We start from the raw sequence: 22,253 nt of genomic DNA, 5'->3' as shown, positions 1-22,253 counted from the left end.
ACGCCCTAACAGGACTTTGTCACTCTGGGGCGGCTGAGAGCCGCCCCTTGTCGTCATGGTCAATGCTCTGGACATGCCTGTGCCCCGCAACTGGCAGCGGTCTTTTTCCGACTTTCTGTCTCCCTGTCTGAAAACCCTCAACCATCCCAAACAACGGACCTGCCTGCCCAGGTACATCCGAGGTCTCTTGGCCCCGCTGGAACGCAAAAGCACCGAACCCATCGCTGAACATGTCGGATTGCCCTATCAACGTCTCCACCATTTTCTGAACGTTAGCCCCTGGACTACGGATGCCCTGGACCACCTCCTGGCCACGCGTGCCCAGTCCCTCTGTGGGGGGAAGAAGGGCGTGCTCATCATCGATGACACCGCGCTCCCCAAGAGTGGGGATCATAGTGTTGGCGTCGCCCACCAATACTGCGGTGCGCTCGGGAAGCTCTCCAACTGTCAGTCGCTCGTGACGCTCACATTGGCCGACGGGCGCATCTTTGCGCCACTGAGCATGCGATTGTTTCTGCCCAAGAGCTGGACAGCGGATCCAGAACGCTGCTTCGAAGCCGGCGTTCCTGAACACCTGCATACCTACCGTTCCAAGAGCGACCTGGCACTGGAAGAACTCGACCGTGTGCTGGCGCAAGGCACGACCTTCCGGGTCGTGCTGGCTGATGCGGGGTACGGCATCAGCAAAACGTTCCGCCAGGCCCTGACCGCACGGGGCCTCACCTAGGCGGTCGGCGTCGTGGGCCACCAGAAAGTCTTCGGTGAGCACGTCACGGTCGCTGCCGCACCACTCCAGACCAAGAACGCGGGACGTCCACGGAAGCATGGCGTTCCCAGCGAACCGGCACGTCCCATCCGGGACGTGCTGCACGCCTTCCCACCACATCGCTGGCACACGGTGAGGGGCGGCAGGAAGGCCCGCTGGCTCGTGGTGCGCGCCCGGATTGCGGATGGGGTCGAAGATGGACGGGGGCGTCACTTTCCTGGCGAGATCGTGTGGATCGTCGGGGAGAAACGGCGCGGTGGAGAGCTCAAGTATCACGTGACCAACCATGCCGCCGGGACGTCCAAGGCGCAGATTGTTCGGGATATCAAGTCGCGTTGGGCGTGCGAGACGTTGCACGCGCAAGCGAAGGAAGAGCTGGGACTGGATCACTTCGAAGGACGGTCCTGGCGGGGTCTGACGCATCACGTGACGCTGGTGATGTTGGCCATGCTGTTTTTGCAAACCGTTCGAGCGGCGACCAGCGCTATGGCGCTGGTCCTGACGTTGCCGAAAGCGCGGAGAGAAGCGAGCCGAACGCTGGAAAACGTTCGGCTCGGTCGGTGTCCACATTGTGGGGAACGGGTCCATGGAGCGTCACCCTAAGCCGGCAGAGAAGTGACAAAGTCCTGCTAAATCAGTGTGAAGAAAATCAGACTGTCTTTGGAACGTTCACCTTGGCTCTACCGATACTCCTCCTTGGTTAAGCCTTCAAGATACAGGCATTTAAGGATTCTTATTTTAATGCTATGTTGAGGTCTACTCCTGATTGGGTAAGACGCGGCGTACGAAAAGAGTGAGGACCGCTTCGTACGCCGCGGGGTCGATATTCCAGGTCCGCACATGTTCTGCTCCCTCAATGCGGTGGTACTCCACGATATCGGGACGGGCATGTGCCAGACGCTCCACGTGTGCCACCGGCACGGTCCGGTCGTCACTTCCATGAAAGAGAAGCATTGGGGTTTCAAACTGCGTCATTACGCTGTGATGGTCAGCCGCATCGAAGTCCTGCCCACTCTTTATGACGGTTAGCCATTCCACTAGTCCTGCCAGAGGCAGCAGGTGATAACGGCGGGCGTAATGTCGGATGAGCGACCGCCATTCTAGTGGTGGAGAATCCAGAATCACACCGTGGACATGCGGAGCCATAGGGCTGTATCGCAAGAAGGCCAACGTGATCGCTCCCCCCATGCTGAACCCCATCAGGAGCAGGCGGCGTGCCCCCTGCTCCTGGGCATACCGCACGGCCGCCTCCAGGTCCTGCCACTCCTCTGCGCTAAGCCGATAGACCCCCTGCCGAGTGCGAGGTGCGCCGTGGGCATTACGGTAGGTGATGGTCAGGCTAGAGAGCCCCAGTGCAGTAAAGGTAGGCAAGATGCGGAGTGCATCTTGCCGGAGCCCCTTATATCCGTGAGTCACAATGACCCAGTCAGTGCCAGCCACCTGATGGTCTGGACCGCCAGGAACCAGCCAAGCCGGCATCAAGCCATGCTCGGCTGGTACCAAGACATCCTCGTACTTCAGACCGCGCGACGCAGGTGTTCCAAGGCCGACGGTACTGGGCCGGATCAACTGGCCGACAGGTAGGGTGGCCTCCTGCCACTGCACAGTACGGGTGAGTGTATGTCGGGTCTGCTCGACCACGGGCCCGAGTTGGGCAAAATGCCGTTTGCCCTCCAGGTCGTCCCATTCCAATCCCAGCACCCCAGGACGGGTGGTGGCGGAGTTCCGAGTCAGCCGCAAGAGGGGAAGTGGTTCATGATCCATCACACTGAGTACACGCGTACGAGGGACGCGTCGCCGAACTACAGGTGCCCAAACCAATGCGTCGGCGAAATACCATCCTAGCTTCAGAATCGCACCCCCCACCAAACCCAAACCCAGGAGGATCCAAAGCGGACGGGCATGGTGGCGCCCCATAGCCAGTAATGGCAAACCCATAGAACAACGATTTCATAAGGTCTGGGCGAGGCCAATCCGCCTTTTCTTCACCTGTAGGTTGCTGAGCGTTGGTTCACACCGCCCCGCCCAATAGGGTTGAAGACCGATTGCGCAGTTGCAAGGCAAAGCAATGGGGAGCGGCCCAGCCGCTCCCCATCCGCGTTCTGATGAGTCAGGCGAACTGTGGAGTTCGATTCACCGTGCGCAGATTCACCAGGCCAGCCACACCGCCCCAGAACTGTCCATAGTGCCGGGGATCATTGCGGTAAAACTCCCGACAGACACGGAATTTTTTGATCTTGCACACGACGTCCTCCACCGTGATCCGTACTTTGGAGATCTGATGGTTCAGATCGCGGTCGTCCGGACTGAGCCGGCCACCCTTGGGGCGCATCCGGGGGACGATCACTTCGTGCTGAGGACAGAGTTTGTCCAGGCCTGTATACCATCGTGGGCTGGCCCCAAAGTTTGGACAGTTTCGAGTAGAGGCTCGGCTCAAGAGCAGGGTACAACATGGGCTCTTCCTGCTTACCCAGGGGACGGTCTGACGTCCACATTTGCGGTGCTCTGTCCGCAAAGGGGGGCGGCAGGCCGCCCCCTGGCCTGCTGAGCATAATCGTCAGGGGTTCGGTAGCCCAGCGAGGAATGCGGTCTTCTGGCGTTGTAAAAGCTGCGATAGCTGTCCAGAACGACACCGGCGTGCCGCGCCGAGTAGAACACCTCCAGATTCAGACACTCCTCCCGCAACCGAGAGTGGAAACTCTCAGCGAAGCCGTTCTGCCACGGTTTCCCTGGCAGAATGAACCGAGTGCCAACGTCCTGAACCGCCAGCCAGATCCCCAGGTCGCGGGCGATGAACTCCGGGCCGTTGTCGCTGCGAATGAATCCTGGCGCGCCACGCGTGGCAATGACCTCGTGCAGGACGTCCTTCACGTCCATGGACGTGAAGGACTCCGCCACCCGCAGCGCCAGGGACTGACGGGTGAACTCGTCAGTCAGCGTCAGGATCTTCAACGTCGTCCCCTCCAGGGTCTGATCGAAGAGGAAGTCGTACGTCCACACGTGATCCGGGAACTCAGCCTGCATAGGAACACTCGCCCCAGTGCGGATCTTCTGTCGGCGTCTGGTCGTGACCGTCAGGTGCTCCTCGCGCCAGATGCGCCGGACCTTCTTCCGGTTGACGCGATGTCCCTCCTGGACGAGGAGGGCGTGAATGAAGCGGTACCCGCGTCGGGGATGCATAAGGGCCAGTTCGCGAATGCGCTGCTGGAAGTCCCCATCCTGGCGCGGCTTCGGACGGTAGTACCACGTGGATCTGGGAATGCCCACCAGGAGGCAAGCCCGTTCGGGCTTGACCTGGGCGGCAACGAGTTGCCTCGCTGCCGCCCGTCTCTCGGCGGGCGTCACCGCTTTTTCTGGATCACGTCCTTCATGGCATCGATCTCCAAGCGCTGCTGCCCGACAATTTTCAGGAGGCGGGCGTTCTCCTTCTCCAGACGACGAAGCCGTTTGGCTTCGTCGGGCGCCATATCGCCGTACTTCTTCTTCCAGGCGTAAAAGGACGCCGGACTGCAGCCGAAGTCACGGCACAGGTCCTCGACTGGCTTCTCGCCCTTTTTGGCGTCCTGGAGCAGCTTGATGATCTGATCTTCGCTGAACTGCCGGTTTTTCATGGGGGCCTCGCTTCCCAGCCTACGGCTGGCGGGGGCGAGCCTGACTCTCTACTTCATCCCGACCAGTTTTCGGGGGGCAGACCAATCGGTCGCCCCAGAGCCTGGTCCCCCGAGGCAGATGTGGCAGGAGTCTCGATTGCCCCTGGACCTTCATATCGTGGGTGCGCCCGCGGGCGGTCGCACTGAGATGGACGACCTGCCCATCCGGAGTGACGGCGACCTGGGTCTTCAGGGTATGCGTCCCCTTCTTGGTGCTGAAAAACTTCTTCTGATCCTTGGCTCGACCCACGGTCTTCTTGCCAGGGCTACTGCCCTTGTTCTTCTTGGGCTGCCCTCGGGGTTGTTCGGTGCCGTCGATGATGAGGTCAGCAATCTCCGGGAAGACGTCCAGCACGTCTTCAAGGGTGCGCAGGCGACGACGCGGTCCCGCGTCGTCAGGGGTGACCTTGCGGCCGTCCAGGGTCCGGGCCCAGAGCGGAGCAGGCAGTGCTTGCTTCCTCAGCACCTGACACTTCGCCAAAAATCGCGTCCTGAACGCAGTTCAGCATGACAAGGGGCAGGATCTGAGTCTGTGACGAGCGCCGATACTGCCCGCCTGCATGCTGACACGCTGGCCGACCACCTGAAAACCCACCTCCCTCATCGCCGCGTTGACGCCCTGAAGCGGCTGGCAGAAGTGCTCCTGGCGGTGCTCCAGGCCGAATCGACGCTCCACCGCAAGATCGCACTCCATCTCCCCAGAGCGGCAACCCTGGAATCCAAGACCCGGACGGTCGCCCGGGTCTTCCACGACGCTCAACTCACTCCGCAGGACGTCTGTGACGTCCTGCTTCCCTTGCTCCCCGACGTCAGGCTCACTCTGATCATGGACCGCACGACCTGGCACGATGGCCAGACGCCGCTGAACATCCTCGTGCTGGGCGCACGCCTCGGGGGCGCAGTGATCCCACTCGTCTGGTCGATGCTGCCCCATCAAGGCAACTGCTGTACCGCCGCGCGAATCCTGCTGGTTGCGCGATTGCTCAAGGTCCTGCCCGCTCGACGGTGGGCCGTCGTGATCGCCGATCGGGAGTTCGTGGGGCGCGCGTGGTGCGCCTTCCTGCGCTGGAAACGCATTCGGCAATGTATCCGCCTCCGGAAGAACACGAGGATCGCGGACGAACTGGTGCGAGACCTGTTCACGACGCTTCAACCAAGAGAGGTGCGCACCCTGTTTGAGCGGACATGGGTGTATGGGGGCTGGATGCATGTGGTGATCACCCTGTCCCCCACAGGGGACAGGGTGATCGTTGCGTCGGATTTGCCCGTGCTGGACGTGCTGAACACCTATCGGCTCAGGTGGGCGATTGAATCTGCGTGTTCTTCGCTCAAATCTCGTGGCCCGAATCTGGAGGCGACGCACATGACGGCCCCAGCGCGAATCTCTCGGCTCTTTGGGCGGCTGTGTATCGCACTGGCCTGGATGACCCGGGTGGGGGCGCAGCGGACAGCGACCCATGCCCCTCGGCTGAATAACCGCGGGCGAGCAGTCGTCAGTGTGACGCGGATCGGGTGGCAGATTCTCACTCAGGCGGCGCGGTGGGGCGGCGATGACTTCTGGGACTGCCTGCGGCTTCTTGGGATGCCATTTCCAACCGCCAGCACATCCGTTTCCCGAAGTGTCAGGTGCTGAGGCGTTCTCCCAAGGGAAGTAGAGCCAACCCATGCCCAAGTCGTGATGACGCATGAAACACTCGATGAGCGGCAGTCACTGGTCCCTGACCTCTTCTAGGGATCTCTGTCAAGGATGCACCATGACCTTTTCCCTTCCCGTTGATTTGACTTCTCTTTACACCCAACGCGCCTTGGACCAGCAGGCGACGCACTTGCGTCTCTCGCTGACCAGATTGACCACAGACCTCCAGCGGCGCTTCCCCCAGATACCGACCCATAAGCCTTATGTGCTCGTACGTGCGATGATGACGCTTAATCTGACGATACACGGCGAGGCCTACCCCATCCGGCAGCAGGCCAAAGCGCGGGGGTATACCTGGCGGGCTGGCGCTTGGCACCGCCAGCTCAGTATTTCTCTTTTCCATCTGGATCCTGCGGCTGTTCAACAGGGCCTTGTGCAACTCCGTCAATTGATTGCCACGGAGCAGACGTTCTTCCAGAGGGAATGCAGTGTGGATCAACCCGTTCTAACACAGCCTGGGAAAGAACAATGAGTCATCCGAGAGACGCTATACCTATCTCCGCAGACATTCCTAAACTCTCAAACATAGAGTTGCGATGGGTGCCAGGCAGTGGTCGACAAGTGACGTTCGAAAAGGGGGGACGGCAGTTCACAGTACGTCTTCAGGACATCGAGCATCCGAATATGCACACTTTCAATGCGCTGTATTTGCAGGGCCGTGTCACAGTCCTTGTCTCCGCCCACCATCTGACGCAGTTGATGGGCGCCTTACGCCAGGCGGTCACTCCAGAAATGAAGGGAACCCTACCCGGGAGCTGGGTCCAGGCGGGTGGACTTTCTGAAGATGAGCCTCAGGACCGGTGACAGGTGGCGGTCATTTCCCAAAAACTTCTAGAAAGACGGCTGGGCTCCTTCCTGGTCTAACGGTAGGAACTGCATGGACACCTTCTTTTTTGGTCATGATCACAAAGTCTGGAACACAACATCTGGATGTTCACGTTCAAGAGCCAAACATCCAGGTAAAATGTCAATGAATCTTCAGAGTACTGAAAAGCGGGTGAGTGGATTTAATATGCATGTTAGCGTAATCATTCTGGCGAGACATGGTCCAGTGTGGGTCATCCAGGCGGTGCGTAGTGCCCTAGGACAAACATTATCCGACTTGGAAGTCATTGTGGTGACGGCAGGGGAGGATCAGACAACCCGTAAAGCACTGCAGGCCGTACAGGATGTGCGGCTTGCAGTGCTTGAATTGGCCTCTTCTCTGACAGCTGCACAAGCCTTAAATACTGGAGTTCAGCAGGCGCACGGTAAATGGGTTGCACTTCTTGATGACCGCGACCTTTGGATGCCAGACAAACTCGCCAAGCAACTGACCTGGAACCGGACGCCTTACGCGGACATTGTCAGTAGCCGCCTGGTCCACCGAACAGCTCAAGGAGACGAAGTATGGCCTTGGCGCTTGTATGAAGGTGGAGATCTACTTGGCGATTACCTGTTTGATCGGAAGGGCCTGGGTTCCGGTGAAGCCATCCTCCAATGGTCGACGCTTCTGATCCGGCGTAGCGTCTTACTGGTTCAACCGTGGCCAGCAGTTCCAAGGTACCCCGAGTGGGACTGGCTTCTTGAAGCCGTTGAGGTGCACGGTCGATCAATTACGATGCATCCAGACCCTCTTTGCGTCTGGCGGGTGTCTGATACTTCTTGGGCTTCGGTCGAGGACGCCTGGACTTGGCTGAATTATAGACGGACGCTCTTGTCCAGAGCGGCACAGAGTGGCTTCGTGGTGCTCCAAATTGCTCCGCTCTATGACACCTCTCGCTCATCAGGAACGTTTTGGCAACTTTGCCAACAACTGCAGCAAGTCAGGACGAGGGGCTCCCGTTGGCTCCAGTTTCTAATGATGTGGTTTCTACCTCAGGAAAGTCGTCAGCGGCTTCGGGACCACATGCCTTTTTTCAAGATGGCCTGATAAATCCAAGCCCATGATAAATCTGAAGCCTATTCCAAGCTTTGCCTGCCACTCGTTGAAGAGAGGTATGGTCTTGATCTGAACCCGTTAGAAGCATTGACGATCCAACTTTAGCGCACGTTCCAGACGCTTGTGGCTCACGAACACTATAGAGCCAAGTACTGTTGCAGGAGATGTACTGAAAAGGGCCGCTGGTACTCAGGATGTATTCACCGCGAATAGGGGTTGACAAGGAGGGTGCGGTAGCCAGTTCAAAGCGTTGTTATGCGACGCGAACTCCGCGGTAATGTCGGTAAATAGTGCCCCCTGTGACCTTGTCCCTGTTTCCGGTGCCAGTCTGATTGCAAATCAAGCAGCAGATTGGGAGAAACATGAAACGCAAACGGTACACGGAGCAACAGCTCCTGGAGATTCTCGGGCAGCTTGCAGCCGGAACCCCGATTGGCGATCTGTCGCGACTCCATAGAGTCGCGATGACCATGATCTACCGCTGGAAAGCCAAGTATGGCGGTATGACCGAAGACGAGACCCGCAAGTTCCGTTAGCTGGAAGCCGAAAATCAGCGTCTCAAGAAGCTGGTGGCCGACCTGTCGCTCGACAATGCCATGCAGGGGGAGGTGGTGGGGCGAAAGTGGTAACGCCTGGGACGACATTTCAGGCGCAAACGCCCCTCAAGAAGCAGATGGTCGCCCTCTTGCGGGACTCGTTCACGGTCAGTGAACGTCGGGCCTGCCAGGTGCTGGCCTTCTCCCGGACCACGCACAGACGGAACAGCCCGAAAAGGGAAAAAGACCAGTAACTGGTTGAGCGTCTCCGCGTGCTGGCGCGGGAACGGCCTCGATTCGGGTACCGCTGGATTCACCTGATGCCGGATCGGGGAGGTGAGACCATGAGTCACAAACGTGTTTACCGGATCTATCGGGCAGAAGGGCTGGGTGTTCAGAAGAAGGAGCGCAGGAAGCTCAGCGTCGGAGAGCGTCAGCAGAAACCGCAGGTTTCTGCGCCCAATCAGCGGTGGAGTCTGGACTTCATGGCTGATCAGCGGGCTTCCGGGCAGCGGTTCCGCGTGTTGAACGTCGTAGACGACTTCACGCGGGAGTGCCTGGTGATGCACGTCGGCACCTCCATTACGGGCCATGATGTCGTCCGCCGCCTTGAGGCAGTCGTTCGCTTCCGGGGCGCACCCCAAGCGATCACCACCGACAACGGCCCGGAGTTCGCGGGGAAGGCTCTGGATCTCTGGACCCACGACCGCGGTATCACGCACACCTTCATCCGGCCTGGAAAGCCTGTGGAGAACGCATACATCGAGAGTTTCAATGGTCGGGTCTGGGACGAGTGCCTCCATCTCCACTGGTTCCAGAGCCTGGATCAGGCTCGCCTCATCCTCACAGCCTGGCGCCAGGACGACAACGACGTCCGGCCCCACACCTCGCTTGGTGGCCGGACCCCGAACGAATTTGCCCGCTTGCAACAGGCGGGCTGAGGTACGTTGAGATTTGCAAATCGGCTGGAACCGCAATTGGGACACCCTCAATTAGGGCTCAGCGCAGATCAGCTTTCGGCTCCAGCTACCCCTGGCAGTTGCCCCGCATCGACGGCTCGAACAGGCGTGTGTTCGCCAGCCCACCTCGCTTGGCCTGGTACAGCGCTAAATCTACGTCCCTGAGTACTTCTTCCGAAGAGCGATACTCAGTCGTGACCAGCAAGACCCCACTGCCCACCTGAACCAACAGTTCCTGACTGCCTATGGCGAACGGGACCTGCAACGCTCCTTTCAGCCGGGTGACACTCTGGGAAACCACCGACTGCTCCGCTACACCATGCAGCAGGACCGCAAACTCGTCGCCGCCCAGCCGCGCTACGTGGTCAGTGGGCCGGATGACGGTCCGCAGGCGGCGGGCCAGTTCTTGGAGCACCTGGTCCCCGGCCGGATGGCCCAGGCTGTCGTTAATCTGTTTGAACCGGTCGATGTCGCAAAACAGCACTGCAAACGTCTCACGGCGCGTATGGAGCTCCCCCAAGGCCAGTGTCAGGGCTTCCTCAAACGCGGCGCGGTTAGGCAGGCCAGTCAGGGCGTCGTGCCGCGCCTGATGCCTGAACTGTTCCGCCAGCACCTGGAGATGCTGGGTGCTCTCGCGCACCCGGTCTTCCAGCGTGGCGTTCAGCGTGCGCATGGTCTCCTGAGCTGTGAGCAACGGCGTCAGATTCGTCAGCGTCAGCAAAAAGGTGGGCTGGTCCTGCGGTGAATCGGGTAGGGTCAGAACCTGCACCTGCACCTCCAGCCGCCCGCCGCCGCAGGGAATCACACTGAATTGCCCGGAGGCAGCTGTCTTTGGACGTGGGAATGTCTCGAGCAGGCGGCTGAACTCTGCCCGGTGTTCCGGGACGATGAACTGCAAGAAGCGGCGGTCAAGCAGCTGGCCACGGTCAAAGCCAAGCAAGTGCTCTGCGGCCTGATTGACGCTCTGGATATACGCGTGGTTGTTCAGGGTGAAGTAGGCCGTCGGCGCGTGTTCATAGAGTGTGTGATAGAGGCGGTGCTCGTACTCCAACGCCGTGACCGTGGCTTGAAGCTCCTCGTTCTGCGCGACCAGTTCGGCTCGGTGAACCTGGAGTTCATGGGTTAAAGCGGTGACAGGCCAGCCATCCCAAAGGGGGGGAGGCGAAGCGGAGCGCACGTGGTGCTCAGCCTTTTCGCGCAGTTCCTGTGATATCGGGTATAGCTCTGGACCAGTCATATCCCCTCCAAAAAGAGCTAGGAACTAGGAAGAGAAAGTGGGAGATCAGATCAACATACAAGACCACGAACCAGCTTGAACTGTATGACATATTACTAGATACACCAACCTAAAGTATGTGCACTCGGTCAAGAACCGTATCCCAGAGCCTTACCAAGCCTTGCATCAGCTGGCTCGGGCTTCGGATGGGTCAGTCTGACTGGGGCGACTCCTTCTGACTAGCCTCGTACTCCAGTTGCTCAACGCTCAGGCTCCGGTTGCGAGCAACGTTCTCAAAAATGAGCGCGCTGCGGGCTTCCATCTCTTTGGCCCTGCGCCGGTATTCCCCGGCCAGCCGGGCGTTCCCGGCCGCCTCAAACTCCTGGCCGGTGTTCTCCAACAGCATGCTGGCTTCTTCCAGCGCCCGCAGGGTGGCCCACAGTTTGTCCTCGATGGCCTCCGTCACGCTGACAAGTAGGGTGTCGCCGGTATAGGCATGCCCGGTATGACAGCGGTAGCGCGTGAACCCCCCTTCCTGAATCTGCACCAGCACGCCGCCGCACTCCGGACAGGTCTGCGGCGTGACCTTGCCGAACGTCATGACGCCCTTCTTGAAAGCGTGGCCGCCGCTGGCGATACTGATCTCGGTGATCAGCCGCTTCCGGACCTGTTCGTTCATTCCGGCCTCCCTTGGAGCTTGCACGGGCTCGGCGACTAGCTGGACCAGCAGGGCCGCAAGGTGCCGCGCGGTCACCACGTGGTCGATCTGGACCTGATTCAGAGCACTCGCCGGCATTGAGTCGAACTGAGCGTCACGTGGGTCTTGGACCACGGTGGTGCCGCCGAACTGCTTGATAGCCCAGAGGCCGGAGGTGCCGTCGTCTAGCAGGCCAGACAGCACCACCCCGATCACGTTCGAGCCGGCGCTGTACGCCGCCGAGCGGAACAGGGTGTCGACGGCTGGCCGCATCCGGTTTTCCTTGGGCCCCCGGGTCAGGTTGAGGCGCCCGTTCTCGATCAGCAGGTGTTGATCGGGCGGCGCACAATAGATCCGGCCCGGCAATATCGGATCGCCATTCGCCGGGTGCACGGCGGAGAGCGGCCCGGCGCGGCCTAGGATATTAGGCAGAAAACTTGGTATGTAGGCCGGGATGTGCATGACGATACACACCGCCGCCGGAAAGTCAGCGGGCAGGCCAGCTGCGAGCTCAAGCAGCGGCTGCATCCCGCCCGCCGATGTCCCAATCACGATTACCCGCTGTGTCTCCATGCGGGCAGTGTGCGCTCTGCCCGCAGGACCAAGCCTTAGGGTTCCTGAAGACAGAGCGGACGTTCACCGTGACGACGGATCAGTTAGGCACGGGGGCAGTAGGCGGGACCTGACCTATTCGGCGGGTGATTGGTCTGGGGTGACGTGTTGCGCCGCGTTCATCGCGCCCGGCACCTGCACCCAGAAGACCGCGCCCTCCCCGGCCACCTCTTCGCCCCAGACCTGGCCCTGCCAGTGCTCCACAATTCGCCGCACTAGGGCCAGGCCCAGGCCCTGCCCTGGGAAATCGCGCTCGCTGTGCAGCCGTTCGAAGACCCGAAACAAACGCTGTTCCTGCTTGGGATCGAAGCCCACGCCATTGTCGCGGATGCTCAACAGCACCTGCTCCCCACTGAATTGTACTCCTACATGGATGTGGGCCACCGGGCGCGGTCCAGTGAACTTGACGGCGTTCGAGAGCAGCTTCGTCAGGACCATGTGCATGCTCCGGTGGTCCACCAGCAGGCTGGGCAGCGGATCGTGGGTGAGCACCACCTGTCGGCCCCGCCGCTGCGGTTCCAATTCGTGAAACACCGTCTCGACTAGGTGGTTCAGGTTCAGTGGGCGGGCCGGCTCCGTCGGCTGACCACTGTGATAGAAGTCGATCAACGAGGTGGTCAGCGCTCCCAGGTCTACAGCCGCCTGCGACAGGTTCCTCAACAGTCTAACGCTGGTCTGGTCCACGCAATGGTCTATGGACTGAAGGTGCTGACTCAGAAGGGCAGTGAAGCCCTCGATCTGGCGCTGTGGGGCACTCAGGTCATGTGTGACCGACCGCAAGAAGGTCTGCAATTCCTCGTGCAGGGACTGGGCCTGCGTGGCGTGCCACTCGGCGCTGCGCTGAAACTCCTTAAGCGCCGTGATGTCGGTCAGGACCATCCGGGCCAGTGGGGCGGCCTCCCCACGCAGCAGGGTGCATTCCAACTGGGCGTCCCAACGCTGGCCGCCTTGCCGCAGCATACGCAACTCCAGGTGTGGCGGCCCGTCCGCCCCCGGGCCACGGAAGACCCGCTCCAGAAAGAGGGCCAGCTCGGCCCGCTGGTCGGCCTCCACGAACAGCGCGAAGTGACGACCGACGAGTTGCCCGCGGGCCGCGCCGAGCTGGGTACAACCAATCACGTTGATCTGCCCGATCAGCCCACTCTTGTCGCAGACCACGTATCCGACGGGCGCGAACTCGAACAGATCCGCGTAACGGTTGCGGGCCTCCTCGAGCGCCATGTTGGTCTGACGCAACACCTCGTTCTGCTGCTCGAGTTCGACTTGATGAACGTGCAGGTCCTGCTGCTGCGCGGCGAAGCGCTGTTCCAGCTGAGCAACATCGTTCATGGGGCTCCTCAGTGGGCCGGTGGAAGCTTGGCGGCCGAATGCTCTTGGGGGCACCGGGAAGGAAAGCGAAGAGTAGGGCATATAGTCGGGTGTGAGGAGTTCAACTTACCATTGCCACCGCGCTGAATTGCGAACCGCTTGGAAAGACCGTGTCCTGCTGCTCTACATGTCCGTCGGACTTCTCGTCTCGCGCTCGCCGAACCGTTCTATCGGACCGGTCGCCCCTAAGGTCTTACTCCTCAATCCGTAACTTCGCCGACCCAGACGCCGGCTCCCCTGTCGCAATGACCGCCTGCAACCGGCGGCGCAGTTCAGGCAGGTCAAAGGCGAGTTCCCCGGTGTCTGGCTCACTTTCTAGCAGCGTCAGCAGGGCTTGGCTGGCCGTTACGACGCGCAGGTGCTGATCCAGCAGCAGCAAAGGGTCACGCCTCGTGTCAAGCGCCGCTCGATCCAAGTTCAGCGACTTGACCAGTCGCCATTCTAGCGCCTTGACCACAGCGATACTGGTCAGGGCCACCACCACGCCGTCAATGCGGTTGTCCGCCGTGCGGTAGGGATTGATCCGCAGCAGGAACCACTCCCCGTCCAGGGTCTGCACCTGTGCCTCGTGGGGTTCCAGGGTTTCAAGCACCCTTTGGGTCTCCGCCAGCAGCATATTGTGACGCAGCAGGACGTTGAAGTCTTCCAGCGGCCGGCCCACGTCGGCCGACATGAGGCGTACGAGCTGGTTAATAGGTGGGGTGAACCGCCGGATGGTCAGGTCGTTGCCTAGAAAGAGGATGGCCGTGCCCGCCGTGTCCAGCAGGTTGTTCAGGTCGTCGTTGGCGCGCACCTGATCTTGGATGATGACCTGATGCTCGGCGTTCACAGTGCTCAGCTCCTCATTGAGCGACTGGAGCTCCTCCTTTGAGGTCATCAGCTCTTCATTCGCGCTCTGAAGCTCCTCATGGCTGGTCTGGAGGTCCTCATGGCTGGTCCGGAGCTCCACCACCGAGCGGGTCACCTCCTCGACCGTGGCCCGCAGCGCCTCGCGTCCGTGTCGGAGTTCTAGCTCCAAGGCCAGGCTGTGCCCGGCGTCGCTGGCGCGCTCTGCCTCGGCGGCCTCGGCGGCGGCCTCGCCGGTTTCCTGCAACGTGATCAGAAGTGGCCCATCGCCGGCGGGCCAAAGGGGCCGGACGGTCAGGTCGAGCGTCTGGGCCGGGGCTGTGTCGACCTCCCCTGGTGGCGCGGCCACCAAACCCCGGTACGTCACCCGCCGCTGCGCGTGGTGAGCTTCGCGCACGGCGGAGCGCAGTGCCAAGCGCAGGCTGACCGGCACCATCTCGAACACATTGTTCTGTACCTGCCCCTGCGGGATTGCCAGATAGCGGCTGGCGCGGCCATGCACGAACAGCACCTCGCCCTGCCCGCTGACCACCACCGCCGGCGGGGCGTATTCGGCCAGTAGGGCGGACTGCACCTGCGGGGTCAGATCGAGGTGGCCGGCAGGGCGGCCAGCAGAACTGATCCGACCCGGCCCGGCTTTCAAGGCAGCCTCGCTACTGAGCGGCGTCTCGCCGGCGTGTAATGGGGATGAGGGATTCAGTGGCGGTCGGCCCGCCTCACCCTCGCCACGCTCGTAGATCTTCCAGTGCCGGTCAAGGATAGTGAACCCCTGCTGACCGGTGCCAAGCGACTCGCTGGACCCGAGGAACAGCAGGCCGGCGGGTCTGAGGGCGTAGCGAAACAGCGTCAGGATCTGCCGTTGCAGCTCGGGGCCAACGTAGATCAGTAGGTTGCGGCAGCTCACGAGATCCAGGCGCGTGAACGGCGGATCGGCGAAGGTGCTGTGGGTGGCGAAGACCACGCTGTTCCGGACCTCGGCCCGCACCTGATACTGGTCGCCCCTAAGCTGAAAAAAGCGTTGCAGGCGCTCTTCCGACACGATGTAAGCGATGTCCCTGGGATACAGACCCTGCCGGGCAGTGTTCACGACCACCGGATCAATGTCGGTCGCGAAGACTTGCACCCTTGGGCGGTGATCGCCCACCAGCTCCCCAGCCAGTTCGTGCAGCACGATGGCGACCGAGTACGCCTCTTCGCCGGTTGAGCAGGCGGTGACCCAGACCCTGAATGGGTTCTGCCCCCGCCCGTGGTTCCGGATGGCACTTCTTAGGTGGACTTTCAGGGCCTCGAAGGCCTCGGCGTCCCGGAAGAAGCTGGTCACGTTGATGGTAAAATCCTGAAACAGCGCCTCGACCGCGTCTGGCGACGCTTCCAACATCTGGATGTAATCGGAGACGTCCCCAATCCCCCGCTCCCTCATGCAGCGGTCAATGCGGCGGATCAGCATGGCGTGCTTGTAATGCTCGAAATTATGGCCGCTGTGGGCGTGGACCAGCCGCAGGATCGTTTGTAGCGGCGCGCTGGAGCCGTCCCCACCCTGACCCAGTGCCTCCTCCAGCAGCGGGGCCACATCTGTTAGGCCCATCAGGCGGGCCGCGAGTTCCGGGGCGGGCTGTACGTCGTCCGCCAGCCCTGTACTGACTGCACTGCGGGGCATGTCGGAATACTCGGCGGTCTGCGGGTCCTCGACCAGCACCCACCCGCCCGCCCGCTTGATGGCGCCGATGCCCCGCGTGCCGTCCCGGCCCAGCCCCGACAGCACGATGCCTACCGCCTGCCCCTGCTGATCAGCAGCCAGCGACTCGAAAAAATAGTCGATCACGTGGCCGCCCGCCTGTGTCAGGTCTTCGAGGCGCAGTATTCCGCCCTCCAGGCTCAGGCTGTGGCCCGGAGGAGGAATGTGGACGCGGTTGGCACGCAGGGGCTGGCCGTCCGTGATCTGGACCACGGGCATGATGGTGCAGCGCGTCAGAAGGTCCGGCATCAGGCCCTGCGCGTTCGGGCCCAGGTGGGGCACCACCACGAAGGCCAGTCCGGTGCTGGGCGGCAGGCCCAGGAAAAACCGCTCGTAGCTGTCCAGTGCGCCTGCCGACCCCCCAATGCCGACCACCCGCAGGGGGGGGGCCAGTGGTGCTGGGCGGTAGTTGGTGGAAGCTTCGGCGATGATCGGATCTCCTGGAGTGGCGGTCGGGTAAGCGAGATAGGCATGACCGCCCGCAGGCTGCCCGTTCTGTAGTGGCTAGTCTAGACCGCACGGGGCCTGTACCATCCAATTGCTCTAGCGGTCCCCCCTTTTGTACGGGACAACTGCCAGGGCCCTGACTACCCTTCAAAACGTGGCATGAAGACTGATTGCACAGTTGCAAGGCAAGGAGATGGGGAGCGGCCCAGCCTGGAGTGACCCCCCAGGAGCGGACCAGGAGGCAAGGCACTTCGCACTCGTCAGCCCGTAGGCTGACGGTACCGAAGGAGCCCCTATGCCCGGACGCATCCACAGCCGCGAGTTTAAGCTCGACATCATGAACCAAGTCAACGGGGGTCAAAAGACGACCGCCCAGCTCTGTCGGGAACACGCCCTCTCGCCCGGCCTGATTCATCGTTGGCGCAAAGAGGTCGAGGTCCATGGGGAAGCGGCATTCACGGATCAGGCCAAACCTGACCCGTCGCTGGAACAGCGTCTTGCCGAGCTGGAGCGGTTCTGCGGGCAGTTGTCGCTGGAGAACACGATTCTAAAAAAGTCGTTGGCGACGTACCGCTCGAGACCAGGCACCAAATGATTGCGGATGCGCGCTCCGCGCATCCGGAGGTGTCGGTACGTCGTCTGTGTGAGCTGCATGGGGTGAGCCGCTCGTGGTTCTATCAACAGCAGCACGGAGAGGAGGTGGACCCCGACCAAGCCTTGGGAGACGACATTGAGGCCGTGGTAGAGGAGTTCGTCGGCTACGGATATCGGCGGGTGACCCGTGAGCTGGCTCGGCGAGGTCGCCCGGCCAACCACAAACGGGTGCTGCGCGTCATGCGGGAACGCCGCTTGCTGTGTCGCCCCAAACGTCGCTATCGGGCCACGACGAACTCGAACCACAGTGAGACGCGCTTTCCGAACCTGCTGCGCGAAGTCGTTCCGATACGACCGGATCAAGTGTGGCAGGCCGATCTGACGTATGTGCGGGTTCAGCAGGGCTTTGTCTACCTGGCCTGCGTTCTGGACGGCTTCACCCGGGAGGTGGTCGGCTGGTCCATGTCTAGGTTCCTCGACGCGGACTTGCCACTGGCGGCCTTGAACAACGCGCTGGCCGCGCGTTGTCCAGCCCCAGGGCTCCTGCATCATTCGGACCAGGGGGTGCAATATGCCAGCCGGGTGTACGTGGACCGCTTGCGGTCCGCGATCATCACGCCCAGCATGTCCAGAACGGGCAATCCCTACGACAACGCCAAGATGGAGAGCTTCTATAAGACCCTGAAGGCCGAGGAGGTCAATCTGCAAGAATACGTCGATCTGGACGACGCCCGGCGGCATATTGAATTCTTTATTGCGGACCTGTACAACCGCCGCCGACTGCACTCCAGCTTGGGGTACGTTCCACCCGCCGAGTTCGCCGCCCGCTACACTGCTGCTCAGACGTGACTTGCCCTGCGGTCCGCTCAATTGGGGTCACTCCAGGCCGGATAGGCACCCTCGGGCCAGACGGGTATCCGTACGTCGTGCCCAATCTCTTTACTTGGCAGGAGGGGCAGATCTATCTCCACACGGCCCGTTACGCCGGCCACTTTCTGACCAACGTCCGCTTCCATCCCCAGGTCAGCTTCGAGGTGGACGAGCCTGGGGAGGTCTTTCCTTACGGCCACATTGAATGTGATACCTCGGTGTCTTACCGTTTGGTGATTGTCTTCGGACGAATTCGCATCGTGGAAGATCTGGAGGAGAAGACCCGGTTCTACCAGGCGTTCATGGCGAAGTACGCACCTACAGACTCCTGGGGTCGGGAGAAGGATTCGCTACCCCGGATTGACGGCACGGTGGTCTATGCCATCGCCCCGGAGCTCATCACGGGCAAGGAAGGACGTCTCCCACCCTTGCACGAACGGTGGCCGGCCCAGAACCACACGGCTTCTCCGGGCTGGCGCTCGAACAAGTGAGGGCACCATCCACTGGCCTGCTGCAGCCCGCGCTGGCTGCGGCTGGTGCCAACGTGCTTTGGGGGCTTACCTTTCTGCTGGGTAAGGTCGCCCTGGAAGTCCTGCCGGTCACCAGTATCATCCTGCTCCGCTTCTCCTTCGCCGCCCTGACACTGCTGCCCTTCGCCCTCTAGCGTAGCCATCGTCCCCGACGTCAGGATCTTCCCCTCTTCCTGCTGCCGGGGGCGTTACAAGTGCCCATCACCTATCTCTTGCAGTACACCGGCCTGTCGCTGACGAGTGCTTCCAGTGCGGCGCTGATTCTGGGGACAGTCACACCTCTCCTCGCCATCGAGGCCTGGCTGCTTTTGGGAGAACGCCCGCACCGCCGCACCTGGGTGGCCATCGGCGTGTCCAGCCTGGGCCTGCTCCTGATCATGGGGGTGCCGGGTCCAGGGCGCAGCGTGCTCGGCGACGCGCTGGTGCTGTTCTCGACGGTCGCGGCCACCGCGAGTATTCTGCTGAGTCAGCGTTTGATCCGTCACTACGGCCCGGTGAATACGACCACCTGGACCTTGACGTGCGGCACCCTGCTGACCCTCCCCTTTGCTTTGAGTTCCGGAGGCCCCACGCAGGGATTCCGCTGAACATCCTGGGGAACTTGCTCTTCCTGGGGGTGGTCTGTACCGCGCGGACGCTCGTCCTCTGGAACTGGAGCGTTGCCCGAAGTTCGGCCGCGTTCGCGGGGATGTTCGTGAACCTCGAACCCCTGGTGGGGACGGTGCTGGGAGTGATGATCCTGCACGAGCGCCTGGGACCCTTCACCTGGGTGGGTGGGGGCTCATCCTGGGGGCCGCGACGATGATGACCAGCGTCAGGCGGTCCTGGTTGCGGAACCTTTTCAGTAGGGGCGACTTTCTTGGGTCAATGATGTTGGACTACTGCTTTTGTGTAGAGGTTGGAGAGATTCCGGATGAAGGCAAAGTCCAGCGGGGTTGCATCTCCGTGAACGGGCGGTCGAACAAGCCGGGTTGAGTGGAGGCATCGAACAGTTACGTGAAATCGCTTGCGGCCGGCGCAGGCCCTGTGCGGGGTGGAGCGGCCGTCCTGAACCTTCCAGAGGCCGGGGGGGCCGCCGGGCCGGCCGAGGTTGAGGGCGAGGCCATGCACTTGCGCCCGATCAGGAAGGGGAGGTCGAAGGCCATGAGGTTGTGGTTCTCCAGAACGTCCGGGTCGCGGTCCTGGATGAGTTGGACCAGGGCCTGGATGAGTTCGGGTTCCTGGGCGGCGCGTCGGGCCTCCAGCACACGCTCGAAGCCGCGGTTGTCGCGCACGGCGATCATAAAGATGCGGCCGGTGTCGGGGCTGAGGCTGGTGGTTTCCAGGTCGAATTGCAGGCGATGGGGATCGTCGAAGCCCATGCCTTTGAAGTACGTGCGTCCGGAGGCCATGAGGTACTGCTCGGTGGGGCCGACGGTGTAGTAGCTCGAGAGATCGTGGAGGCTGGTGATGGGACGGCCGAGGCGCTGGCTGGCGCCGGCGAGAACGGCGCGCCGGAGGGCCTGACCGTCGCGGGCAGTGAGGAGGTAGCGCAGCCTCCCAGGCGTCCCGGGCAGCTCGCGGGCGCTGAAGGGGGTGTGATCGTCGTGGGTGGCCAGGCGCGGGCCGAGGTGTTCGACGTCGGCGAGGTCACGGGCGTAGAGCCAGGATCGGAAGCGGGGGCGCTCGAGGGTGACCTGCCCGTCCTCGCGTCGCCAGACGAGAGCCCGGCCGGAGAGGTCGGCATGAACGGACACGATCCCGGGGGTGGGATCATGTCCGAACAGTAGGGGGTCAGTGGAGGCGTACGTCACGGGCGGGCTTCAGGGTACGCCGGGCCTGGGCAGATGTTCGTCTCTTGGGCCGGGTTTAAGACGCGCGAGCGGTGAGCTGGGCGCTGGCTTGCTGGAGGATCTGCCAGGCGACGCTGCTGGGGTTGAGGCCGCCGGGGTGCATGACGTAGGGGACGCCCTTGGCCCTGGCGATGTCGCGCAGGGCGTTGTGGGCATGGCCCATCCAGCGGATGGCGAGGATGACGACGGCCGTCTGATCGGTGATGCGGGCGTGGGCGTGGGTGCCGTGGTCGTACTCATCGGCACCAATCCACTCCAGATGGGTGAGGCCTAGGGTGTCGACGAGGGCCTGGTGGTGTGCGGGGTCGGGTACCCCGCCGATGAGGGTGATTGAGCGGCCCTCGAGGAGGGCGCGCTTCCTGCACGTGGCGGAACTGGAAAGCAACGGGCGCTTGTGCTTCAGGGCTTGGGAGGGCGTGATGGGTCTCAGGCTCGGGCACAGGTGCTGGGGTATCTCCAGTGGCAGGGGTGGAGGCAGCCTGCTCCACTGGGGCGAGTTGTTCCTGGGCGAAGTCATGCGTGCGGAGGCGGTCGCGGAGACCAAGCCAGAGGTGCAGGGCGTCGTTGTTCTCCTGTGCGGTCTGCAGGCTGGCCCGGAAGGGGCCAAAAATGCGCATGCTGTCCTCGAATTCGTGATGGAGAGGCAAGCGGAGACCAAGGGTACGGAGACAGGCGCGCAGATGGCCGGCGAATTCACGCACGAGGAAGAGGGCGGTCTGGTGGTCCGGGGTCTCCAGCCCGAGGGCGGTCGTCCTGGGGAGGAGATCGAGGGTCGCGACAAATTGGTTGAGGGCGTGCTCCAGATTGGTGTTGGTGTGTCTGGAGAGGAGGATTTCTTTCCAGCCCCAGAGGGGATCGATGCCGGTCAGGGTGGTGGCCATCTGGAGGGTGGGTGAGAGGCCCATGCCTGGGGCGCGGGCGATCTGGGCGAGGTGAGCGCAGGTACTGAGCATGAGGCGTAGGCGTAAGCCCTGATCCCGGTGGGGGTCGAGGCCTTCGACCAGTTGTCGGTCGAGACGATCAAAAATCTCCCAGAGGAGGCGCTCGCCCTCACGGTCGATACCGGGGAGATCGGCCAGCTGTAGGTGATGCATCCAGCGGAGGATGCCGAGGGCCTGGGTCGAGGCGAGGTCACGTTCCTGCTGTTGCAGCACGGTGCCCACGCGCAGTGCGGGAACGCGGATGCGGCCCAGTTCCTGATGGATGGCCTGGAGGTGCCCTTGCAGCAGGCGGGTGACGTGCGTGGAGGTGCGTTCCTGGGCATGAATGTCGCGCGCGGCGAGGAGGCACCTCGCGGCGTGGTTCAGGGGGACAGTGACGGGTTGGTCGGTGTAGCGGTCGCGGGCGTTGAGGTGGAGGAGGAAGACGAGGGTGGCCTGTTCGGTGGGGTGCAGATCGGAGGTGAGGAGCGCTTTGAGGGTCTGCTCGCGGGGCTGTCGTGTGGGGTCCTGGGTGGGGTCGGGGAGCAGGGTGAGGAGGTCGGGGTGGGTGGGGTCCTGAAGGTGTTCAGGGCGGCGGTAGAGAGTCCAGAAGAGGCTGCCTTCGTGGAAGAGGTTGGGGAGGGGGAGGTGGAGTTCTTGCGCGCGGTCGAGGAGGAAAGCGGCGGCGTGGTGGAGTTCGTCTTGGTGGTAGGGGCTGCCGGTGGCCTGGCCGCTGAGGAGGGCGATGGCGAGATGGTCGAGGCCTTCCTGGAATTTCTGACCGATGGGATGGAACTGGTTGAGGGTGGTGGCGAGGTCTTGGGTGAGGGTGAGGGTGTGGTGTTGGAGGTTCTGGCGGTGGTTGATGGTGTGGAGGCCGAGGAGGAGGAGGTGGCCGGTGAGGAAGATGGTGTGGCGTTGTTCGGGGGTGGCGTAGAAGGTGGCGTCGTCGGAGAAGGCGTCGGGGTCTGAGGTTGAGGTGGTGAGGCAGGGGTGGAGGTGTTCGAGGTAGGTGGTGAGGGTGTGGATGTGGGGGGTCCAGCCTTCTTCGGTGGGGT

The 22,253-nt window shown here is 62.1% G+C and carries 22 protein-coding genes and 2 pseudogenes; 13 read left to right on the top strand and 11 right to left on the bottom strand.

Annotation, left to right across the window (positions count from 1 at the left end):
* Nucleotides 1-73 precede the first annotated feature (73 nt).
* Nucleotides 74-1,369, top strand: a pseudogene (locus DGO_RS24435) (IS701 family transposase).
* 153 nt (nt 1,370-1,522) lie between these two features.
* Here the strand turns inward: DGO_RS24435 and DGO_RS17420 are convergent.
* The 5 genes and pseudogenes from DGO_RS17420 to DGO_RS17405 form a co-directional block, all read right to left on the bottom strand.
* Nucleotides 1,523-2,458: an alpha/beta hydrolase gene (locus DGO_RS17420; RefSeq protein ID WP_169331044.1), complete on the bottom strand. Its 936-nt coding sequence runs from the start codon at nt 2,456-2,458 to the stop codon at nt 1,523-1,525.
* 418 nt (nt 2,459-2,876) lie between these two features.
* Complete coding sequence (locus DGO_RS21930; RefSeq protein ID WP_083847408.1) at nt 2,877-3,113, bottom strand: transposase family protein; 237 nt, start codon at nt 3,111-3,113, stop codon at nt 2,877-2,879.
* Between the two features lie 119 nt (nt 3,114-3,232).
* Entirely contained in the window at nt 3,233-4,111 is an 879-nt protein-coding gene (locus tag DGO_RS17415; RefSeq protein WP_043804552.1) for an IS3 family transposase, read from the bottom strand.
* A complete protein-coding gene (locus DGO_RS17410; protein WP_014686480.1) occupies nt 4,108-4,377 on the bottom strand; it encodes a transposase in 270 nt (89 codons plus the stop codon). Before DGO_RS17410 ends, DGO_RS17415 begins: the two co-directional genes overlap by 4 nt.
* An 85-nt stretch (nt 4,378-4,462) precedes the next feature.
* Nucleotides 4,463-4,762 (bottom strand): annotated as a pseudogene (locus tag DGO_RS17405) (transposase family protein); the annotation flags it as partial.
* A gap of 186 nt (nt 4,763-4,948) precedes the next feature.
* On the opposite strand from DGO_RS17405, the gene DGO_RS17400 reads away from it, so the two are divergent.
* The 5 genes from DGO_RS17400 to DGO_RS17385 all read left to right on the top strand — a co-directional run bounded on the left by DGO_RS17400 (nt 4,949) and on the right by DGO_RS17385 (nt 9,510).
* Entirely contained in the window at nt 4,949-6,049 is a 1,101-nt protein-coding gene (locus tag DGO_RS17400; protein WP_420810585.1) for a transposase, read from the top strand.
* A gap of 121 nt (nt 6,050-6,170) precedes the next feature.
* Nucleotides 6,171-6,584 carry a hypothetical protein gene (locus DGO_RS17395; protein ID WP_014686477.1) on the top strand — a complete coding sequence of 138 codons (414 nt, stop codon included), beginning with the start codon at nt 6,171-6,173 and terminating at the stop codon, nt 6,582-6,584.
* Between the two features lie 405 nt (nt 6,585-6,989).
* Complete coding sequence (locus tag DGO_RS21920) at nt 6,990-8,024, top strand: glycosyltransferase family 2 protein (protein WP_014686475.1); 1,035 nt, start codon at nt 6,990-6,992, stop codon at nt 8,022-8,024.
* A gap of 371 nt (nt 8,025-8,395) precedes the next feature.
* Entirely contained in the window at nt 8,396-8,569 is a 174-nt protein-coding gene (locus DGO_RS17390; protein ID WP_014686474.1) for a transposase, read from the top strand.
* 254 nt (nt 8,570-8,823) lie between these two features.
* Entirely contained in the window at nt 8,824-9,510 is a 687-nt protein-coding gene (locus DGO_RS17385; RefSeq protein ID WP_145975475.1) for an IS3 family transposase, read from the top strand.
* 85 nt (nt 9,511-9,595) lie between these two features.
* Here the strand turns inward: DGO_RS17385 and DGO_RS21335 are convergent, their stop codons facing one another.
* The 4 genes from DGO_RS21335 to DGO_RS17365 all read right to left on the bottom strand — a co-directional run bounded on the left by DGO_RS21335 (nt 9,596) and on the right by DGO_RS17365 (nt 16,377).
* Nucleotides 9,596-10,765, bottom strand: coding sequence for a diguanylate cyclase domain-containing protein (locus DGO_RS21335; RefSeq protein ID WP_014686471.1), 1,170 nt, complete (start codon nt 10,763-10,765; stop codon nt 9,596-9,598).
* Nucleotides 10,766-10,955: 190 nt separating this feature from the next.
* Entirely contained in the window at nt 10,956-12,014 is a 1,059-nt protein-coding gene (locus DGO_RS17375; RefSeq protein ID WP_014686470.1) for a chemotaxis protein CheB, read from the bottom strand.
* A gap of 114 nt (nt 12,015-12,128) precedes the next feature.
* Entirely contained in the window at nt 12,129-13,382 is a 1,254-nt protein-coding gene (locus tag DGO_RS17370; protein ID WP_014686469.1) for a sensor histidine kinase, read from the bottom strand.
* Nucleotides 13,383-13,614: 232 nt separating this feature from the next.
* On the bottom strand, nt 13,615-16,377 hold the full coding sequence (locus tag DGO_RS17365) for a CheR family methyltransferase (protein WP_050920964.1): 2,763 nt from the start codon (nt 16,375-16,377) through the stop codon (nt 13,615-13,617).
* Nucleotides 16,378-16,744: 367 nt separating this feature from the next.
* Between DGO_RS17365 and DGO_RS17360 the strand changes: the two genes are divergently transcribed.
* The 5 genes from DGO_RS17360 to DGO_RS23900 all read left to right on the top strand — a co-directional run bounded on the left by DGO_RS17360 (nt 16,745) and on the right by DGO_RS23900 (nt 19,248).
* Nucleotides 16,745-17,044 carry a transposase gene (locus DGO_RS17360; RefSeq protein ID WP_014686467.1) on the top strand — a complete coding sequence of 100 codons (300 nt, stop codon included), beginning with the start codon at nt 16,745-16,747 and terminating at the stop codon, nt 17,042-17,044.
* Complete coding sequence (locus tag DGO_RS17355; protein ID WP_014686466.1) at nt 17,041-17,892, top strand: IS3 family transposase; 852 nt, start codon at nt 17,041-17,043, stop codon at nt 17,890-17,892. Before DGO_RS17360 ends, DGO_RS17355 begins: the two co-directional genes overlap by 4 nt.
* Before the next feature lie 77 nt (nt 17,893-17,969).
* The gene (locus tag DGO_RS17350) at nt 17,970-18,404 is read left to right on the top strand and encodes a pyridoxamine 5'-phosphate oxidase family protein (RefSeq protein ID WP_264371059.1); all 435 of its coding nucleotides are present in this window, start codon (nt 17,970-17,972) and stop codon (nt 18,402-18,404) included.
* A 233-nt stretch (nt 18,405-18,637) separates the two neighbouring features.
* Nucleotides 18,638-19,030: an EamA family transporter gene (locus DGO_RS17345; RefSeq protein WP_043804550.1), complete on the top strand. Its 393-nt coding sequence runs from the start codon at nt 18,638-18,640 to the stop codon at nt 19,028-19,030.
* Nucleotides 18,964-19,248, top strand: a complete 285-nt coding sequence (locus DGO_RS23900; protein ID WP_083847405.1) for a DMT family transporter — start codon at nt 18,964-18,966, stop codon at nt 19,246-19,248. Before DGO_RS17345 ends, DGO_RS23900 begins: the two co-directional genes overlap by 67 nt.
* Nucleotides 19,249-19,435: 187 nt before the next feature.
* Here the strand turns inward: DGO_RS23900 and DGO_RS17340 are convergent, their stop codons facing one another.
* Both DGO_RS17340 and DGO_RS23445 read right to left on the bottom strand, forming a co-directional pair.
* Nucleotides 19,436-20,236: a 3'-5' exonuclease gene (locus DGO_RS17340; RefSeq protein WP_043804548.1), complete on the bottom strand. Its 801-nt coding sequence runs from the start codon at nt 20,234-20,236 to the stop codon at nt 19,436-19,438.
* A gap of 55 nt (nt 20,237-20,291) precedes the next feature.
* Nucleotides 20,292-20,660 (bottom strand): hypothetical protein, encoded by a 369-nt coding sequence (locus DGO_RS23445; protein ID WP_043804546.1) that lies wholly within the window; start codon nt 20,658-20,660, stop codon nt 20,292-20,294.
* A gap of 112 nt (nt 20,661-20,772) precedes the next feature.
* On the opposite strand from DGO_RS23445, the gene DGO_RS23440 reads away from it, so the two are divergent.
* Both DGO_RS23440 and DGO_RS23435 read left to right on the top strand, forming a co-directional pair.
* Nucleotides 20,773-21,171: a hypothetical protein gene (locus tag DGO_RS23440; RefSeq protein ID WP_145975471.1), complete on the top strand. Its 399-nt coding sequence runs from the start codon at nt 20,773-20,775 to the stop codon at nt 21,169-21,171.
* A gap of 366 nt (nt 21,172-21,537) precedes the next feature.
* A complete protein-coding gene (locus DGO_RS23435) occupies nt 21,538-22,167 on the top strand; it encodes a hypothetical protein (protein ID WP_145975470.1) in 630 nt (209 codons plus the stop codon).
* The last annotated feature ends 86 nt before the right edge of the window (nt 22,168-22,253 follow it).

This window comes from Deinococcus gobiensis I-0, assembly GCF_000252445.1.
Lineage (GTDB): Bacteria > Deinococcota > Deinococci > Deinococcales > Deinococcaceae > Deinococcus > Deinococcus gobiensis.
This window is presented reverse-complemented; position numbering and strand designations above follow the sequence as displayed.

What these genes read in the sequence shown, in the direction of transcription:
- DGO_RS17355 (WP_014686466.1), top strand. Translation starts at nt 17,041, where the DNA reads ATGATTGCGGATGCGCGCTCCGCGCATCCGGAGGTGTCGGTACGTCGT.
- DGO_RS23435 (WP_145975470.1), top strand. Translation starts at nt 21,538, where the DNA reads ATGAATGTCGCGCGCGGCGAGGAGGCACCTCGCGGCGTGGTTCAGGGG.
- DGO_RS17395 (WP_014686477.1), top strand. Translation starts at nt 6,171, where the DNA reads ATGACCTTTTCCCTTCCCGTTGATTTGACTTCTCTTTACACCCAACGC.
- DGO_RS21920 (WP_014686475.1), top strand. Translation starts at nt 6,990, where the DNA reads ATGGACACCTTCTTTTTTGGTCATGATCACAAAGTCTGGAACACAACA.
- DGO_RS21335 (WP_014686471.1), bottom strand. Translation starts at nt 10,765, where the DNA reads ATGACTGGTCCAGAGCTATACCCGATATCACAGGAACTGCGCGAAAAG.
- DGO_RS17370 (WP_014686469.1), bottom strand. Translation starts at nt 13,382, where the DNA reads ATGAACGATGTTGCTCAGCTGGAACAGCGCTTCGCCGCGCAGCAGCAG.
- DGO_RS17360 (WP_014686467.1), top strand. Translation starts at nt 16,745, where the DNA reads ATGCCCGGACGCATCCACAGCCGCGAGTTTAAGCTCGACATCATGAAC.
- DGO_RS17410 (WP_014686480.1), bottom strand. Translation starts at nt 4,377, where the DNA reads ATGAAAAACCGGCAGTTCAGCGAAGATCAGATCATCAAGCTGCTCCAG.
- DGO_RS17375 (WP_014686470.1), bottom strand. Translation starts at nt 12,014, where the DNA reads ATGGAGACACAGCGGGTAATCGTGATTGGGACATCGGCGGGCGGGATG.
- DGO_RS17390 (WP_014686474.1), top strand. Translation starts at nt 8,396, where the DNA reads ATGAAACGCAAACGGTACACGGAGCAACAGCTCCTGGAGATTCTCGGG.